The following is a 17,479-nucleotide window of genomic DNA, read 5'->3' as shown; positions in this document are numbered from 1 at the left end:
GATGGCGGTAATGGTGCTGATCGGCGCTCAATGGGGCGACGAAGGCAAGGGTAAAGCCACCGATCTCTACGGCGGCAGGGTGCAGTGGGTGGTCCGGTACCAAGGAGGCAACAACGCTGGTCACACCGTGGTGCTGCCGGATGGGCAATCTTTCGCGCTGCACCTCATTCCCTCCGGCATTTTGACTCCGGGTTGCAAGAACGTTATCGGCAATGGAGTCGTTATCGACCCAGGTGTCCTGCTCAAGGAACTAGCCGGGCTCGAGGAACGCAACGTCGACACCAGCGGGCTGATGATTTCCGCTGACGCCCACCTCATCATGCCGTACCACGTGGCAATCGATAAGGTCACCGAGCGCTATCTCGGCAGCGCCAAGATTGGCACCACCGGCCGCGGCATTGGCCCCGCCTACCAGGACAAGGTCGCCCGGATGGGCGTGCGTGTGCAGGATCTGTTGGATCCGTCAATTCTGCGTCAAAAGATTGAGGCAGCGCTGGATGTCAAGAATCAGATGTTGGTCAAGATCTACAACCGCAATGCCCTAGACCCAGCTCGGATCACCGACGAGGTACTGGCCCAAGCAGAAGGCTTTAAGCACCGGATCGCCGACACGAGGCTAGCCCTCAACCAGGCAGCTGACCGCGGCGAGCACATCCTGCTGGAAGGATCCCAGGGCACGCTGCTCGACGTCGACCATGGCACCTATCCCTTTGTCACGTCTTCCAACCCGACAGCCGGCGGTGCCTCCTCGGGATCGGGTCTTGGCCCCACCAGATTCGATGCCGTGATGGGCATCCTCAAGGCGTATACGACGCGGGTGGGTTCGGGCCCGTTCCCTACGGAGTTGGAAGACGAGTGGGGCGAGTATCTCCGCAAGACAGGCGGCGAAATCGGTGTCACCACGGGGCGCCTTCGGCGGTGTGGGTGGTTCGATGCCGTCATCGCTCGCTACGCCAGCCGGGTCAACGGAATCACCGACTACTTCCTCACCAAGCTGGATGTCTTATCGTCCCTGGAATCTGTTCCGATCTGCGTGGCGTACGACGTAGATGGGGTGCGCCACGACGAAATGCCGATGACCCAGAGCGATCTGCACCACGCGGAGCCGATCTATGAGGAGATGCCCGGTTGGTTCGAGGACATCACCGCGTGCAGGGCGTTCGAGGATTTGCCGATGAACGCGCAGAACTATGTGCGCAGGCTAGAGGAGCTCTCCGGCGCTCGGATCTCATCCATTGGTGTGGGCCCCGGCCGGGAGCAGACGATCGTCCTGCACGACATTCTCGCCTGACCACCGCGCGATCGGTCCGCACGCTGGCCCTGTCCGCGGACAGAGCCGCGATATTTCGGAGGATGCTCCACCTGCACCTGGAGTTTCCTCCTGAAATGGAAGGTTCGCAGGTGTGGACCGACGGTGCCTCCGGGTAGCGGGTGAAGTCGCAATCAGGTGATCTCGTCGCGCTGAAATTGCGCGTCAGACCCCATTCCCGGATAGCGTCACCTATCGTGCGAATCTTGGTAATTGGATCCGGTGCCCGAGAACATGCGCTGCTGCGCGCGCTAAGCGCGGATCCGGCGGTCACGAATCTTCACATTGCTCCTGGTAACGCTGGTACCGGATCGCTTGCTACCAGTTATCCGGTAGACATGGCGAGCCCAGAATCCATTACCGCGCTGGCGAAGGAACTCAGTGTGGACTTGGTCGTGGTGGGACCGGAGGGTCCGCTAGTTGCAGGGGCTGCCGATTCGCTTCGGCTCGCTGGCATCGCCACATTTGGGCCGTCCGCCGCAGCGGCTCAGATCGAGGGATCCAAAGCCTTTGCGAAAGAGGTGATGGTCGCCGCCGGAGTGCCCACCGCCGCGTCGGTGAGTGTCTCCCATCCCACCCAGATCGACGAAGCGTTAGATACCTGCGGCTCTCCGTATGTGGTGAAGGACGACGGACTCGCTGCGGGCAAAGGCGTGGTTGTTACTACGGACCGAAAGGCCGCGGTTGCGCATGCCGAAGCGGTACTGGCGGGCGGCCACCACGTGTTGATTGAGGCCTTTCTGTCAGGCCCGGAGGTGTCCCTGTTCGCGATTTGTGACGGAACACGCGCGGTGCCGCTTCTTCCCGCACAGGACTTTAAACGGCTCGGCGATGACGATACAGGGCCCAACACCGGCGGGATGGGGGCCTACGCGCCGCTGCCGTGGGTGCCTGATGGTCTTGTTGAACGGGTTCAGCGTGAGGTGTTGAATCCCGTGGTGGCAGAAATGGCGGCACGTGGCACCCCGTTCGTGGGGTTGCTGTACGCGGGCCTGGCGTTAACGCCCCGTGGCCCCGAGGTAATCGAGTTCAACTGCCGTTTCGGTGATCCCGAAACCCAAGTGGTACTCGAGCTTCTGGCCTCACCACTGGCTGCTGTGCTGAAGGCTGCTGCGGACGGGGATCTCTCGGAATATCGCGCGCTGAAGTGGAAGGCGGGATCGGCTGTCACCGTGGTCATCGCTGCCGAGAACTACCCGCAGGCGCCGACTCTCGGCGACGCGGTGTACGGAGCCAACCACCCGGATGTGCTGCACGCGGGGACAGCAGATACTGGTGAAGGCACCATCATTTCCACGGGCGGCAGGGTGCTCTCAGTCCTGGGTACGGGGGAGGACCTGCGCGCCGCACGGGAAGCTGCCTACAAAGTGGTGAAGCAGATCACGATGCGCGGCTCACAGCACCGGACTGATATCGGTGAGGCAGCCATCCAGGGCCGCGTCATTCTGTAGGTTGCCCGCCCCCGCAGGGCAGGAAAAAAGGAGAGGATTGGCGGATGACGTTCCAACCTTCCAGCCGGGGGTTGACCCCGCCGTTTCACGTAATGTCCGTGTGGGCGGCTGCCACGAGGCGAGCGGAAGCAGGCCTGCCGGTGTTCAACTTGGCAGCCGGTCAACCGTCTTCGCCCGCTCCAGAGCCTGTCCGGTCGGCTTTGCATCGGGCGCTGGACGAGGAGCTTCTCGGCTACACCGAGACGCCGGGGATTCTTCCGCTGCGCCAAGGGATCGCGAAGCACTATCGGGATTGGTACGACCTGTCGGTGGACCCCGCCGAAGTGGTCGTGACCACTGGCTCGTCAGGCGCATTTTTATTGGCATTCCTCGCTGCGTTCGATGTCGGTGCTCGCGTGGGAATGGCTATTCCGTGTTACCCGGCATACCGAAATATCCTGCAGGCATTGGGTTGTGAGGTGGTGGAGATACCTACCGGCGTCGAAAATCGTTTCCAGCCAACTGTGGCTGCTATTAAAGACCTCAACCTCGCCGGCTTAGTGGTGGCTTCGCCAGCGAACCCCTCAGGCACCATGCTCTCTGCCGCAGAGTTGGCCAGCTTGGCGCACTACTGCGATAGCAACGGTATTCGACTCATTTCCGACGAGATCTATCACGGTATTACGTACGCGGGTCGTGGTTCCTGTTCATGGGCGACGGCCCGATCGGGGTTTGTCATCAACTCGTTTTCCAAATACTTTTCGATGACGGGCTGGCGAGTGGGGTGGGCGCTCGTTCCGGCCGATGTGATCGATGCGGTCCAGGGCCTGGCGGGCAACATGACGATTTGTCCGCCGGCGCCTGCGCAGTTTGCCGCGGTGGCCGCATTCGACTCCTATGCCGAATGCGATTCCCACGTAGCTCGATACGCGCGCAACCGCACGGTGATGCTGGAGGGTCTTGCAGCGCTGGGGTTTTCCAAGCTAGCACCGGCGGACGGAGCCTTTTATGTTTATGCAGACATCTCCCACCTGACCAACGATTCGTTGGCCTGGTGTGCGGAATTGCTGGCCCGTACCGGTGTGGCAGTGGCGCCCGGCGTCGACTTCGACCCGGTGGGTGGCCGCAAGACAATGCGACTGAGTTTCGCTGGGCAGACGGAGGTCATCGAGCAAGCATTAGGCGCTCTGCAGGACTATCTGGGTGCGGGCACCGCAGGTTAGCGTCCAGTGAGTGAAATTGCTCCGAAAGTTAAGCGAACTTGCCGCGGGCGACGCTATTTTTGGAGTGTGCGGGATTGCCGTCGGCCGGCTCGTTGGAGATGTCGAGAACCTTGTACTCCCGGGGGCTTATCCCCTGCGGAACTGTGAATGTGCCGTGCCCATCGTGCAGAACACCGAGTGAGACCATCCGGCCATCGTCGCCAAAAAGCCACACCTCGTAGGCGCCAGCGATAGCTGGCAATCCGACCGCGTCTACGACCACTTCGGTGCTGTCGGGGGTACTCAGAAGATCCGCTGTACCCAGAGAACCGGGCGTTGCGTCCTGCTTGACTGGATTCAGATCGGCAATGGCCTCCACAGTGCTGGGCGCAGTCGCGGTCGTGGCCGAGTCCGAACGGGTGGCGAGGTACGTTGCGCCGCTGGCGATCACAGCGGCCGCCGCGGCTGCCAACAATGGAACGGCCCACCTGCTGCGCGGCTCGGGAGCAGCTTTTGGCGCGGGGGCGATGGTCCGCGGCAGCGCCTTGGGCGTGAGACCTACGACCACATTTCCTGCGTTGCCAGCGTGGATCTCCCCGACTTTGGTGCGCTCGGTAGTTCCGGAATCCTTCGTGGCTCGCGGTGGCCCAACGACCTCTAACGGAGTTCGCTGTTGCGGGAGTTCTGCGCCGTGATCTGTGCTGGGATCGGGGAAGGCGTGCGAGGCGCCTTCGGCGATGTCGGCAAGGATGGCCTCCCACACGTTGGCAGCAGCAGGCTCGGAGCCTTGGTGAAGACTTGCCGCGCGTCCTATGGTGACGGCTGTTCCCCACTCGGCGAGAGCTTCGGTGCACTGGGGGCATTGGGTGAGGTGGTCGAGGGCGGCTTGGTGAATGACGGGGTAGCTGGTGTTCGGGAGTTGGTCGATAGCAAGCTCTATCAGCTGATCGTCATCAAGATGTTGCATCGTCCACCTCCCTACTCTTCTTCAACGTGGCCAAGGCCCGTCTAATATGGCTTTTCACTGTTCCCAGCGGTAGCCCCGTCGTATCTGCAATCTCGGTGTGCGAGAGCCCATCATAAAAAGCGAGTCGCAACGCAGTTTGCTGCTGTATGGGGAGCCTGTCTAGCTCGCTGCCCACATCCATGCGGTCGATCGCCCGCTCCTGGTCGTTCTCCTCGGGTGGCGAGGCGGCGAGAAGGGTAGCGGCCGCATGGATGCGACGCTCCTTATCCAGCGCCGCAAAACGGTCTGCCAGCTGCCGCCGGGTGATGCCCAGCAACCATGCCGCCATTGATCCCCGGTCCGGATCGAATCCCAGGCGACCCTTCCAGGCACGCACGAAAATCTGCTGGACCACGTCTTCAGCGTCATGGAAATCATGCAGGGCAAAACTAGCCACCCGCATCACCATTCCGCTGTGTCGATCGAATGCTTCTTTCAATGCAAGCTGATCGCCGTCGTGAAACCTCTTGACCCACAGGGGGTCAGCGCTCAGCGCTGTGTCCATAGGAGAGGGAGTGCTCACGGCTCCAGCGTAGTTCACGACGGTACTTGCACCGCGGTGACCGCAATATTGTCTTCGTAATTGCGGCTGCTGCGGTCGAAGACTCCGCCACAGGTGATGAGGACCAACCGGGGTTGTCCACCTCGATCGAAAATCCGGTCTAGCGGAACTTCAGACTTTGGCCAGGACTCACGGGCGATGACGGAAAAGGTTCGCACCATTCCGGTTTCGTCTGTTACTTGGATCGTGTCACCTGGTGCGAGGTCGCCAATACGAGCGAACACGCCCTCGCCTTGCACCCGGTCGTCGACATGACCGGAGATCACAGCAGAACCCGCCGCATCTCCGGGTGCCGGCCCGAATTGATACCAACCAACCGTCTGAACATTTGCGGGTACCGCCATCAAACCGTCGGCTTCCACGCCCACCGAGACGACGGGAGCGCTGACACCGAGTGACGGTAAGGAGATTTCGGTGGGCACAGGCACAGGCACCGGCACAGAAGCAGGAGCTGCGGGCGGTGCGGGCGCTGGCTCTGCCGCCAGAGACGGCGCGGTTCCCGGTGTGGGTGCGGATTCAGGTGGGGGAGCGGGGGTCTCAGACGCAGCCGTGCTGGTGGTCGGTTCCGCGGCCTGATCGGAGGGACTGGGTTGCGAGACAGCGGCCAGCATGCTGGACGGCGCAGAAGTCGCCCGCAAGGAGGAGCTTGCCGGCCCGCTTTGAAGAGCAGCCGCCGCACTCGCGCCTTCCGAAACCACCTCTTGCCCAGCGGGTTTCGGCTGCAGAAGTTGGAATCCCACTATTCCGATCACTATCAGCACGAAACCCGCTCCCAGGGCGATCAGCCCCTGGGAGCGGGCCGAACGCCGGGGGACCCGACGTTGCTCCTGCTCGGTCAGTTGGTCGAGGTCGACGTCACCAGACGACGACCGCCAACGGTCACCAACAAGCCGCCAGCGGCGACCATGGTGATAAGAACAATCATGGACCACGGGCTGTCAGCCGGGCCATTACCTGCGGGAACGCCAGCCGGGCTGGAGTGCAATCCGGTTACGGTGAACGAGACCAAGCCGAGGGTCTTGTCGGCCGCGCTTCCGACTGCGTGAACGAAGGTTGCAGTGCCTTCGGCAAGCTTCAGGTCAGCCGGGCCGATGGCTACGGTGTCGGTGCCTGCGAGTGCGACATCAGCGGAGACAGTGCCCGCGGGTACGACGAGGGCGCCCTGCTGGGGGTTGGTGACTCCGGGCAGTACTACCTTGCCACCTGCGCGGACATCCACAGCGGGGGCTGCGGCGGTGTGGCGAACAACCAGCCGCGCTTGACCGGCTGCTACGGCGCTGACGTCATTGACAAACGGGGTCACCGTGGGCTTGCCATCGGCATCAAGATGCGCGACAAGGCTCACGTTGCCGCCCGCGGGGACTGTGGCGTCCGCGGACAGAAGCGGCTTTGAAGCGTCGGCATCGGCGGCAGCAACAATCACAATTTTGTGGGCGCCGGAGGGCAGTTCAAGTGGGCCAGCGACGGTGAGCGGCGCAAAATCGTCAAGGGCGCGTGCGCCATCAACGTAGACGTCGACGGGTAGGCCAGGAATTCCGTGCACCACGTAGACAGTGCCGGTGTCAGCGGCCGAGGCGCTTCCCGCGCCGAGCAGAGTGGTGGCGAGTCCGAGGGCGCAGGCCCCGGCGACAGCAACAAGCTTCTTCATTGTTCCTCCAGAATGGGGGGATGGGGTGGGGGATGGTGCTGTGGATAGTTACCGGGTCGGGGCTGCGATCGGATGCAAGGATCTGAGATTCACCCGAAAGGTCAGGGTTACCCCGCACCAGAAATTCAGGGTCGACGCCGGATGCGGCGGTGCATCGAACCTGGCACCGTTATGGGCAGTCGGGGCGCAGCCGCGCACTCGAGATCGGCGCTTATTTTCCTCACATGCGCTGCGCCACAACGTATCAACCTCAGGAGAAGTGAACCCATTATGAGCACCTTCGCCAAAATTCTGCTGCTTATTGCCGCCGCTTGGATCGCTTTCGGCGTTATCGGGTTCCTGATCAAGAGCGTATTCTGGCTAGGGATCGTAGGGGCAGTGGTGTTCCTGACCGTCGCGCTGGTCGGCAAGAAGAGCAGCAAGGTCAGGGCCTGACGGCTACTGACCCCGTACTGCTCGCGGACGGATCTACTTACCCGCGAGTCGACGCGAAATCAAGGTCCATACCCGTACCGGAAGCAAGCGGGCGGTTTTCATCACTATTGCCATCGGCAGCGGAAAGATAATTTCCTGCTTCCGTGTAGCCAGGCCGTCGGCGATAGTGCGTGCCGCGTCATCTACGTCCACCAGAAACGGCATCGGGAACTTATTTTCCGCGGTCATCGGGGTTCGGACGAAGCCGGGGTTGATGGTGACCACTCGCACTCGTCGTCCAATTGCCTCTGCGCGCACCGTCTCGGCAAGGTTGATGAGAGCGGCTTTGGATGCGGCGTAGGCCATTCCGCCAGGAAGCCCGCGAAACCCGGACACGGAAGCAACTATTGCCACCGTGCCGGATCTGGCCGCCAGCATCTCGGGCATCACAGCTGCCAGGGTGTTGACGGTGCCCATGACATTGACGTCGAGATGACGAGCAAACGCGGCGGCGTCGAGTGTGTCGAGTTTCATTTGCTGCCAGGTTCCGGCGTTGAGGATCACTAGATCGATACCGCCCAACGCCTCTCGAACTTTCACTGCGGCTTGAGCCACCGCAGCAGTATCACTGACATCTACTGGTACGACTGCCATTCGTCCGGCGGAAACGGCTTCAAGCTCCGTCGTGCGCCGCGCGGAAATCGCGACAAGCGCACCGCGATCTGTGAGCTCGTTAGCGAGCGCGGCGCCGATCCCGGACGATGCTCCGGTGACCCACACCCGCGCACCGGTCAGGGAGAACTTCGTCATTGCGGGCCTTCCTGCACCAAGGTCGCTGCGGTGTCAGAAGCGATATCGACACCGTTGCCAGAAATGAGCCGCAAGTTGCCAGCGACGGCGAGATCGACCTCTGGGCTACCGGTGCGAGGTTGAACCTTCACCCCCCGCTTCCACAGCAAAATTCCCTGGATCCTGATCAGAGCGGTAACACGGAGCTGAGCCAACGGGCGCCTGATCAGAGTCCAGCGGGATGCTCTCGCACGAGTGCCGTGCAATGCCGCGGTGAACGGAACCTCGCCGCCCTGCTCCAGCGCTATCACCACATCTACCTTTTCCCCGGGCGGAGAAATCCGCATTCGATAGCGACCGTCGGGACTGAAAAACGGGGAAACATAGAAGTCTTTGGTGACATCGGCCCGGCCAGCTTCGTCGGGGGCGAGTAAGTAGGCATGACGGCCCCCATAGGTGTTATGAACCTCGGCAACGATGTGCGTCTGCTGTCCCAGCGAGTCGTAGCACCAATACACCGAGAGCGGGTTAAAGCAATGCCCACCTGAACGGGCGCCGGTGAGGAGCAAAATCTGCGCGGGTGCTTCTGTCACTCCGTGGGACTGGAGGAAGACTTCGACCCCGGCCCGCAGCGACGGCGTGGTTGTGGTCCAGTGGTCTGCTACATCGAATCGGCCGACGAACCGAAAGGGCCTGGGCAGCAGGGGAATATGGTCAACGTCCAGCACCCACAAGGGGCTCTTGTGGGCAAAGCGGTGTTCGATTACGGCACGTCGGCCGTGGGTGATGACGCAGTCGTATAGGCCAAACGCTCCGGGCTGTAGCGCGGCAAGTGGCGAACGAGGTGCGGATTCCACGAGGCTCATCGTGTCACCACGCACTGCCGAGTGCTTCGGCGGCCCGAACCCCGGACGCGCAGCCGTCTTCGTGGAAGCCCCAACCGTGGTACGCGCCGGCAAATACCAAGCCGTCGCGGCTGAGCTCCGGTAACCGCCCCTGTGCGGCAACCGAACTCGGTGTGTACAGCGGATGTTCGTAGTGCATGGTGGCGATTTTGGACTCCGCGGTCATCAACTCATCGGAGTTCAGCGTTACCAGGTAAGGCGTCTGAGAATCTAGTCGCTGCAGGCGGGTCATGTCGTACGTGACGTGAACTTTGTCGTCGCCGCCCGCGCAGGAGTCCATCCGATAGTTCCACGAGGCACGCGCCTTCGGGTGCTGCGGCAGGATCGATGCATCGGTGTGCAGCACGGTGGTGCTCGGCGTGTATTCAATGGCACCCAGCACTTCGGTTTCGGCGACGGTGGGTGCGGCCAGCATCGCTAGAGCCTGGTGCGGGTGAGTGGCGATCACCGCACTCTCGAAGACTGCGACATCGCCTGCCTCGGTGCGGATCTCGACGCCGTCGGTAACGCGGCTCACCGCCTTAACCCTCGCGGAGGTGTGTGCGGCCGTGAGGTTTTTCACCGCCAGCTCGACGTAGGTGCGGGAACCCCCGGTCACCGTTTTCCATGCGGGGGAACCGGTGACGGAAAGCAGGCCATGATGATCCAGAAACCGAAAGAGATAGCGGGCCGGGTATTGTCGCGCGCTTTCGTGGCCGCAGCTCCACACGCATGCGACGACAGGCAGGATGAAGTGCTGGGTGAAGTAGGTTGAAAAGTTGCCCGCGGCAAGGAACTCGCCAAGGGTGATATCGCGGCCGGTGCCCGCGAGAACTTTGTGGGCTTGTCGGTGAAACGTCTTGACCTCTAACAGCATTCGCAAGTAACGCGTGTTGCCCACTATCCCTGGGTAGGCGAAGAGCCCCGAGATACCCCGTGCGCCAGCGTATTCCAGCCCGCAGCCTGCGCAGGAAACGCTCATGGACATTTCCGACTCCTGAGTGGCAACTCCTAATTCGGCAAAGAGGCGCAGCAGGTGTGGGTAAGTCCGGTTGTTGTGCACGATAAAGCCGCTGTCCACCGATACGGCGTCACCCGAGCCGTCGACGAGGTCATGCGTATGCGCGTGGCCACCCAGCCGGCTGTCTTGTTCATACAGGGTCACGTCGTTGGCGCGCTGCAACAGGTACGCGGCGGTCAGGCCTGCGACACCAGCACCGATGACGGCAACTCGGGGCCGGGCTTTTTCCAGCGAATGTTTGGGCATCTTCGATCCTGACTGCGAGACTATGGCATTCAATCCGGACTGCGAGATCGAAGCGAATGTGTAGGGCGAGAAATAAGTGCAGGTGATTCGCGGCGGCGAGCCCGGCGGATGGGCCGCATGCGCCGTGCTCACCATAAACAAAACCCGGCCCCGACTGAGAGTCTCAGTCGGGGCCGGGAAGTTTAATTCAGAGTCTTAAAGCCAGTTCCAGCTGAAAAAATTAGGCAGCCGGGGGCATCAAAACGGTGTCGATCAGGTACACGGTGGCGTTCTTGGTCTTGACTCCACCACAGATGACGGCGGACTGTCCGTTGACCATCAGCTTGTCGGGGGTGCCGGTGACAACGAGGTCCTGGCCTTCGACGGTGGTGTGGGTTCCAACGATTGCGTCAGCAGCGATCTGGCCGGGGATGACGTGGTAGGTCAGGATCTTGCTGAGCAGCGCGTCATCGGTCTTCAGGGTTTCGATGGTCGCGGGATCGATCTTGCCGAAAGCGTCATCGACGGGGGCGAAGACGGTGAACTCGCCGCCGTTGAGGGTGTTGACCAGGTCGACCTTGGGGTTGAGCTTGCCGGACACAGCGGCGGTCAGGGTCTTGAGGATCGGGTTGTTGCCAGCAGCGACGGCGACCGGGTCAGCGGCCATGCCGTCAACGGAGCCAGCGCCACTCGGGTTTGCAGAAGCGTATGCGGCACAGCCAGTTCCGACGAGGCCGGAGGCGTTGTCCATGGGTGCTGCGGCCATCGAGGTGGTCATGTCTGCAGATGCTGCAGGGGTTGCGGCGTCAGCTGCTGGCGGCATCAGAACGGTGTCGATCAGGTACACGGTGGCGTTCTTGGTCTTGACTCCACCACAGATGACGGCTGATTCGCCGTTGATCTTGAGGTTGTCGCCGGATCCGGTGACCGTGAGGTCCTGGCCTTCGACGGTGGTGTGGGTTCCGACGATGGCGTCGGGTGCGATCTGGCCGGGCACCACGTGGTAGGTCAGGATCTTGCTGAGCAGCGCGTCATCGGTCTTCAGGGTTTCGATGGTGGCCTTGTCGATCTTGGCGAAAGCATCGTCGACGGGTGCGAAGACAGTGAATTCTGCGCCGTTGAGGGTGTTGACCAGGTCGACCTTGGGGTTGAGCTTGCCGGAGACAGCGGCGGTCAGGGTGGTCAGGATGGGGTTGTTGCCAGCGGCGACAGCGACTGGGTCAGCGGCCATGCCGTCGACGGAGCCAGCGCCACTGGGGTTTGCGGCGGCGTAAGCGGCGCATCCGGCGCCGACCATTCCGCCGCCGGCCATTGCTGCACTGGTGGTCATCTCGGCGGAGGAGCTGGGGGCAGCTGCAGCGCTGGAGGACGCGGCAGAGGTAGCCGAGGTCATGCTGGAGCTGGCGGCCGTGGAGTCGGAGCTACCGCATGCGGCGGTCAGCGCCAGCAGCGTGCCTGCGACTGCGGCGACAATTCCGCGAGTCAGGAATTTCGTTGACATGGGGGTGTTTCCTTTCGTGGGGCCCAATTTGGGCCGTGTTACCGGGGTGAAGGGGGATGGGACTGGTCAAGGCCGCAGAAGTCTGGGCGCCAGGGGCGCTGGCGCTCAAAAGTTCTGTGGAGCCGGATGGCCGGCGGGAATTGTCGAAAGTTTTAGGTGACAGTCACGAATCGGGAGTCGTAGCCCGTGGCGCCATCGGGGAGAACCCCGGCGACGGATTCGGTCTGGACTTCACCTTTCGAATCGGTAGCCCGACTCTTAATCGTGTGCTGTCCTGGAGTGGCGTCCCAGACGTAAGACCATTGGCGCCACGTATCGATGGTGACTTCGGTGGAAATTTTGGCTTCCATCCACTCTCCGCCATCGATCTGGACCTCTACCTTGGAGATTCCCAGGTGCTGGTGCCAGGCGATGCCGCCGATGGCGAACTTGCCGGCCGGAAGTTTTTGGAAAGATTTCGGGGTATCAATGCGGTTCGCAGTTTTGATGGGACCCATTTCGCCCCAGCCGCGGTTTGTCCAGTAAGCCTTTTGGTCGGAGTACTTGGTGACTTCGAGCTCGACGACCCATTTGGTGGCTGAAACATAACCGTAGAGGCCTGGGACAACCATCCGAACCGGGAAACCGTGTTCGAAGGGAAGCACTTCGTCGTTCATAGTGACAGCAAGAATTGCGTCACGGTCCTTTTCGAGGAGGACGGCTAGGGGCGAACCGATTTCCATGCCATCGCTACTACGTGACATCACCATGTCGGCTCCTGCCATAGGCTTTGCTTCAGCCAAAATGTCAGCAAGCCGGGCACCCTGCCATTTCGCGTTGCCAACAAGTTCTCCACCAATTTCGTTGGAGACGCACGTTAACGTGATCATCCGCTCAATCAGCGGACGGTCCAGCAGGTCTTTGTAGGTGATGGTGATGGGGTTCTCGACCATTCCGGTGATTTTGAGTTCCCACGTGTTGGCATCCAGCCGGGGAACGGTGATCGCGGTGTCGATACGGTAAAAATCTGTGTTGGGGGTGACAAAGCTGACGACCCCAGCATTGTCGAGTTGGTATCCAGCAGGAAGGGCTTTCATTTTGTCGAGACTGGCGCCCCCGATGCTGGCCGTTTCAGCTGCTGCCGATTTCCTGGAAGCCTCTGCCGCAGCGGAGGTCGGAATCACCCTCGAGAGCACGCCGGAGGCAACTGCCAGGCCCGCACTGCCGGTAGCAAGCTGAACGAAGCGCCGACGGTTGGGCCCGGTGTCTGCAGCGACTGTGGCATCTTTATCGGGGGAGAGAACCTTGCGCAAAAGAACGACGCCCGCAGCGATACCCAGGATGGTGGGGATTGCGTCCGCAGGGCCGGCTCCGGTCCTCGTCAGAATTGCAATGACGGTTACTACGCCCAACACAACGAACAATGCTTGTGCAATCAACGGCTTCGATCGTGCGATCACACCGATAACGGCCGCCAGGATGATGAGAGTAATCCCCATCCCCACGCGCAATGCCACTTTGTCGTTGGTGCCGAACTGGGCGATGGCGAATTGTTTAAGCCACTCGGGCGTGAACTGGATGAACGTTGCCCCGAGCCCGTTGAGCGGGGAGGCTGAGGTCGCCGAGGTGACCGCGTTGAAGTAGGAGCCAATCGCTGCCACCAACTCGGCAAGCCCCACTGCTGCGGCGACAACTGCGAGCCCCACGAGGGCTGCCGCGATGCGGCCGATCCTGCTTGGTGCGCCGCTGGCTGCTTCCGCAGTGGGCTGTGCTTGCGTCGGGATGGTCATGTGGGTCATTCGGGGCCCCCGTTCAGCGGATGGGTCCCATTTCAATTTTTTTCTCGTTGCCTCCTCGAAGGGCGCACACAATGCGACCTAAAGCCCTGCGGCGCAACAGTATTGCCCTTAGATCACGGTCGCGGGCTAGATTCCGACGCTCTGCTCTGGAGAGGTAACCGCCTTCGAGGCACACCGGTGGGTCTGCGATATAGACGGTGTCTTTCCATTTGTGTCCTTTGACGCTCGTCGTTCTATCTGCGGGATTCTTCTGCATGGGGAACACTTTTCCTCCATGGGGGTGGCAAGACTGCGCGGGCCGGTGCGGGCACCTGCGATCGCTGCCCATCCGACGTTTGCTGCCAAACGCGACCCATCCGGCGCCTCCGTACCTCCGAATACCTGTCGAGTACAAAGAACGAACATCTCTTACGTACAGGCTGGAAGGTGGCAACAGACCCGAATGTGGGTACCTGGTGGCGCTCAGGGCAGTGAAGACGGAATGATGGTCGGGTGACCAACGAATGGCCAGGCTCAAACGCCGGCGCGGACAACCCGAGCGCGACTTCCCTCTACCTATCCGAAACATCGGAGAGGGCCGAGGATCTGATGGCATTGATTGCCCTCGGTGATCAGCCCGCCTTCGGCCGCCTATACGACCTGATGTCCCCCGTGTGTTTGGGTTGGCCCGCCGGATTGTGCGGGACCCTTCCCAGGCCGAAGAAGTAGGTCAGGAAGTCATGTTGGAAATATGGCGGCGAGCGAGCCGCTTCGACGCGAGCCGCGGCTCCGCGCTGTCGTGGATCATGACGATTGCGCACGCCCGCTCTGTTGACCGGGTGCGCTCGGCTCAATCTGCGAGCGACCGCGATCAAAAATATGCCGTGAATACAGTGGAGCGCGACGTCGATGTTGTGGCAGATGCAGTAGAAAGCTCGTTCGAGCGTCACCAGGTACGCAAGTGTCTGGAGGGGCTGACCGAGCTTCAGCGGGAGTCGATCAACCTCGCCTACTACTCCGGCTATACGCAGGCGGAGGTCGCTACAGCTCTGAAAGCGCCGTTGGGAACAGTGAAGACCCGGCTGCGCGACGGACTTATTCGTCTACGTGACTGTTTGGGGGTGCCAGCATGATGGTCCATGATCCGTCGCTCGCCATTGGTGGAGCGGCTTTGGATGCGTTGGATGAGCACGAGCATGCTGAGCTCGACAGCCATTTAGTCAATTGCGAGATGTGCACTGCGGAATTGCGTGGTTTCCGTGAGACCGCTGCTCGACTCGGCGCGGCTGTTGCGCAAGCGCCTCCTGTCACCATGCGTGGATCAGTCATGGCGCTGCTTGCGGTGACCCGGCAGCTGCCACCGGAGGTCGGTGCGCCGCAGGCCCAGTCGCCCGCTGCGGGCTCCTCCTCCACTCGAGCTGGATCTCTCCGGTCGGTGTCGAGTCTTCCGCCAGATTCCGGGAATGCTCGGGAAGCCGCGGCTTCGGATTCCCGCTATGCGCCGGTTGCCGGAGTGGACGAACCCGCCGAACAACGATCCGCCGAACAGCGATCTGCCGAAGAGCAAATCGCCACGCATCCGGCAGCCGGCTCGCTGAGCGGTAAGGCGGCCCCGGGTCTTGCCTCGGTCACCGATATCAGCACGAGACGTCGATTTACCGGTCGACTGCTTGCCGCCGCGGCGGTGATTGTTGTTGCTATTGGGGGCTTCTCGATATTCCGAGGAACCTCGGACGAGAATCCCGAGGCCGCCATGGCAAGCTGTGTCGGCGTTGCTCGTGACACGCATGCTCTCGTGGCCACCGATGGCTCCAAGGCGGCAGCAGCAGCGGACGTGCAGTTCTCCAGCTCGTGTGGAGGCGCAATTATTCGGTTGAGCAAAGTCGGAGCGCTCACGGCGGACAAGACGTACCAACTGTGGGTGATTACAGACAACAACCCGCGATCGGTCGACACGATGGTGCCGGATTCCGATGGCACAATGCCAGTCGTAGTGGTTCCGGTTGGAGTCGGCGATGTGCTGGGTGTGACAGTCGAACCAACCGGCGGATCTGCACTGCCCACGTCTGACGCGGTCGTGAAAATCCCGGTTACGTAGCGCTTTTTCGCTGAGGAGGGACCACCGCGGAGCCTGCTCTGGACTGTCGAGGTGGCACTTCGACAACCAGCATGGCTGCGAGCATCAGGGCGCCACCTAGCCCAATACGGGCCGTCAGAGGTTCGTGCAGAAAGGTAATAGCCAAGGCCGCCGCCCACACGGGTTCGGTGGCCATCGCGATCGCCGCGCGCGAAGCGGGTAGGTGTGCTTGCGCCCAAGATTGCAAAATCATCGCTAGCGCACCGGACACGATGGCCATATAGACGATCGCTGCCCAATCGAAACCGCTGGTGGGCAGGCTAATGCCGCCCGGCCCTGCACAAATGACGCTTATGGCGGCCGTAGCGGCGATCTGTACGACCGCGAGGCCGAGGGCCTCTGAGCCAGTGGACCAGTGTGAGAGCCCCACGATGTGCAACGCAAACAAGAGGGCCGCCAGCAATGTAATGCCTTCGCCGAGTCCTACGGAAAACCCGTTCAACGCCATTACCGCAAGCCCGATCATGGCCATTACCGCGCCCACCCACCATCGCCCGGTGATGCGTTTTTTGAGTAATACCGCCGCGCAGATCGGGGTGAGAACCACGTACATACCGGTAATGAAACCGGATACGCTCGCCGACGTCATCGCTAGTCCGCTGGTTTGGATCACTTGGGCGATGCCGTACAGCGCGCCCAACACCAGTCCCTTCTTCACGCTCGCGCGTGAGAGCCGCCGTACCGCCGGCGAAAATACCGCGAACATGACCACTGTCGCTAGGGTGAAGCGGACCGCCAGGAAGTCCACGGCGCTCATCCGTTCCAGTAGGTCCTTGGTCAGTGGGAAGGACGAGCCCCATGCGGCAGCCACCGATAGCAATGCGACAAGCGCCCAGAGTGACTGACGTGATCGGGCTGGCTCGGCGACGGGTCCGGGTGTTTTCGAGGGGGCTGGCACTGTGCTGATGCTGCCAGAATCAGCGGATGAACCTGTAAATACTGTGCACTGGTGCAACCCCAACGGGTTCTTGCTCCGTCAACACATCGACACGGAGGGTTCCAGCAGGTGAAAGCGCAGGACGAGTCCGATTTTGCTTCCTACTTTGCCGCCCGCAGGGACCACGTGCGACGTACAGCGTTCTTGTTGTGTGGTGATTGGCATAAGGCGGACGACCTCACACAAGTCGCCTTTGTGAAGCTTTATGGTGCGTGGGAGCGAATTCGGGAGCGCGCCGCGCTTGATGCGTATGTGCGAGCTTGCCTGGTCAGGACTTCTATTGACGAGTCGCGTCGCCCGTGGCGCAGAGAGCGCACAGTGGAGATACTTCCCGAATCGGCTGATACTGCGGCCGCAGATATCGCCTCAATGGTGGTGGAGCGGGAGGCAGTGGAGAAAGCGCTGGCGGTGGTCCCGCCCGGGCAGCGTGCGGTGTTGGTATTGCGATATTTCGAGGGGCTTGACGTGGCGCAAACGGCGTCGACATTGAGGTGTTCAGAAGGAAATGTGAAGTCGCAAACGGCGCGCGGACTGACCGCCATGCGCGCGGCGATGACGAGCCAGGCAGGAGGTACCGCGGCATGACGAGCGATGGCGGCAGCGCATTCCATAACAGCGCGCTTAACGGGAAATCTGTTGTCCCCCCGACACCGCCGT

Annotated in this window: 17 protein-coding genes and 2 pseudogenes; 8 read left to right on the top strand and 11 right to left on the bottom strand. The window is 61.7% G+C overall.

Translation table 11 applies throughout. The features are described 5' to 3' along the window. Nucleotide 1: 1 nt before the first annotated feature. From EH165_RS13980 to EH165_RS13970, 3 genes are all read left to right on the top strand, one after another. Entirely contained in the window at nt 2–1,291 is a 1,290-nt protein-coding gene (locus EH165_RS13980; RefSeq protein ID WP_124799986.1) for an adenylosuccinate synthase, read from the top strand. Nucleotides 1,292–1,506: 215 nt separating this feature from the next. Further along, nucleotides 1,507–2,760, top strand: a complete 1,254-nt coding sequence (purD, locus tag EH165_RS13975; RefSeq protein WP_124799985.1) for a phosphoribosylamine--glycine ligase — start codon at nt 1,507–1,509, stop codon at nt 2,758–2,760. Nucleotides 2,761–2,804: 44 nt separating this feature from the next. Further along, nucleotides 2,805–3,962, top strand: a complete 1,158-nt coding sequence (locus EH165_RS13970; RefSeq protein ID WP_124799984.1) for an aminotransferase class I/II-fold pyridoxal phosphate-dependent enzyme — start codon at nt 2,805–2,807, stop codon at nt 3,960–3,962. Between the two features lie 28 nt (nt 3,963–3,990). Here EH165_RS13970 and EH165_RS13965 read toward each other — a convergent pair whose 3' ends face one another. The 4 genes from EH165_RS13965 to EH165_RS13950 form a co-directional block, all read right to left on the bottom strand. After that, nucleotides 3,991–4,908 carry an anti-sigma factor gene (locus tag EH165_RS13965; RefSeq protein WP_124799983.1) on the bottom strand — a complete coding sequence of 306 codons (918 nt, stop codon included), beginning with the start codon at nt 4,906–4,908 and terminating at the stop codon, nt 3,991–3,993. Further along, nucleotides 4,895–5,470, bottom strand: coding sequence for an RNA polymerase sigma factor (locus EH165_RS13960; RefSeq protein ID WP_239020600.1), 576 nt, complete (start codon nt 5,468–5,470; stop codon nt 4,895–4,897). The genes EH165_RS13965 and EH165_RS13960 overlap by 14 nt, the downstream gene beginning before the upstream one ends. Before the next feature lie 14 nt (nt 5,471–5,484). Beyond that, a complete protein-coding gene (locus EH165_RS13955) occupies nt 5,485–6,270 on the bottom strand; it encodes a class F sortase (RefSeq protein ID WP_124799982.1) in 786 nt (261 codons plus the stop codon). A gap of 74 nt (nt 6,271–6,344) precedes the next feature. Beyond that, a complete protein-coding gene (locus EH165_RS13950) occupies nt 6,345–7,157 on the bottom strand; it encodes a DUF4397 domain-containing protein (RefSeq protein WP_124799981.1) in 813 nt (270 codons plus the stop codon). A 270-nt stretch (nt 7,158–7,427) separates the two neighbouring features. Between EH165_RS13950 and EH165_RS15525 the strand changes: the two genes are divergently transcribed. Further along, complete coding sequence (locus EH165_RS15525; RefSeq protein WP_164479249.1) at nt 7,428–7,592, top strand: hypothetical protein; 165 nt, start codon at nt 7,428–7,430, stop codon at nt 7,590–7,592. A 33-nt stretch (nt 7,593–7,625) separates the two neighbouring features. Here EH165_RS15525 and EH165_RS13945 read toward each other — a convergent pair whose 3' ends face one another. The 6 genes and pseudogenes from EH165_RS13945 to EH165_RS13925 all read right to left on the bottom strand — a co-directional run bounded on the left by EH165_RS13945 (nt 7,626) and on the right by EH165_RS13925 (nt 13,760). Further along, nucleotides 7,626–8,381 carry an SDR family NAD(P)-dependent oxidoreductase gene (locus EH165_RS13945; protein WP_124799980.1) on the bottom strand — a complete coding sequence of 252 codons (756 nt, stop codon included), beginning with the start codon at nt 8,379–8,381 and terminating at the stop codon, nt 7,626–7,628. Further along, complete coding sequence (locus EH165_RS13940) at nt 8,378–9,226, bottom strand: DUF1365 domain-containing protein (RefSeq protein WP_124799979.1); 849 nt, start codon at nt 9,224–9,226, stop codon at nt 8,378–8,380. Before EH165_RS13940 ends, EH165_RS13945 begins: the two co-directional genes overlap by 4 nt. Before the next feature lie 4 nt (nt 9,227–9,230). Next, nucleotides 9,231–10,511, bottom strand: coding sequence for an NAD(P)/FAD-dependent oxidoreductase (locus tag EH165_RS13935; protein WP_239020599.1), 1,281 nt, complete (start codon nt 10,509–10,511; stop codon nt 9,231–9,233). Nucleotides 10,512–10,731: 220 nt separating this feature from the next. After that, nucleotides 10,732–11,292, bottom strand: a pseudogene (locus EH165_RS16930) (fasciclin domain-containing protein); the annotation flags it as partial. A 15-nt stretch (nt 11,293–11,307) separates the two neighbouring features. Continuing rightward, a pseudogene (locus tag EH165_RS16925) lies at nt 11,308–11,991 on the bottom strand (fasciclin domain-containing protein); the annotation flags it as partial. A 152-nt stretch (nt 11,992–12,143) separates the two neighbouring features. Further along, nucleotides 12,144–13,760 (bottom strand): molybdopterin-dependent oxidoreductase, encoded by a 1,617-nt coding sequence (locus EH165_RS13925; RefSeq protein ID WP_124799978.1) that lies wholly within the window; start codon nt 13,758–13,760, stop codon nt 12,144–12,146. A 501-nt stretch (nt 13,761–14,261) separates the two neighbouring features. Here EH165_RS13925 and EH165_RS16310 point away from each other — a divergent pair. Genes EH165_RS16310 through EH165_RS13915 form a run of 3 tightly spaced genes read left to right on the top strand, consistent with a single transcriptional unit; the run spans nt 14,262 to nt 15,846 of the window. Continuing rightward, nucleotides 14,262–14,477 carry a hypothetical protein gene (locus tag EH165_RS16310; RefSeq protein WP_239020598.1) on the top strand — a complete coding sequence of 72 codons (216 nt, stop codon included), beginning with the start codon at nt 14,262–14,264 and terminating at the stop codon, nt 14,475–14,477. Continuing rightward, nucleotides 14,447–14,881: a sigma-70 family RNA polymerase sigma factor gene (locus EH165_RS13920; RefSeq protein WP_239020597.1), complete on the top strand. Its 435-nt coding sequence runs from the start codon at nt 14,447–14,449 to the stop codon at nt 14,879–14,881. The genes EH165_RS16310 and EH165_RS13920 overlap by 31 nt, the downstream gene beginning before the upstream one ends. Beyond that, nucleotides 14,878–15,846, top strand: a complete 969-nt coding sequence (locus EH165_RS13915) for an anti-sigma factor (RefSeq protein ID WP_124799977.1) — start codon at nt 14,878–14,880, stop codon at nt 15,844–15,846. The genes EH165_RS13920 and EH165_RS13915 overlap by 4 nt, the downstream gene beginning before the upstream one ends. Here the strand turns inward: EH165_RS13915 and EH165_RS13910 are convergent. Further along, nucleotides 15,839–16,783 (bottom strand): DMT family transporter, encoded by a 945-nt coding sequence (locus tag EH165_RS13910; protein WP_124799976.1) that lies wholly within the window; start codon nt 16,781–16,783, stop codon nt 15,839–15,841. The two genes, EH165_RS13915 and EH165_RS13910, sit on opposite strands and share 8 nt — an antisense overlap. 108 nt (nt 16,784–16,891) lie before the next feature. Here EH165_RS13910 and EH165_RS13905 point away from each other — a divergent pair, with 108 nt between their 5' ends. Further along, nucleotides 16,892–17,407, top strand: a complete 516-nt coding sequence (locus tag EH165_RS13905; protein ID WP_124800539.1) for a SigE family RNA polymerase sigma factor — start codon at nt 16,892–16,894, stop codon at nt 17,405–17,407. Nucleotides 17,408–17,479 lie beyond the last annotated feature (72 nt).

It is taken from the genome of Nakamurella antarctica, assembly GCF_003860405.1.
In the GTDB taxonomy this organism is placed as follows: Bacteria; Actinomycetota; Actinomycetes; order Mycobacteriales; family Nakamurellaceae; genus Nakamurella; species Nakamurella antarctica.
This window is presented reverse-complemented; position numbering and strand designations above follow the sequence as displayed.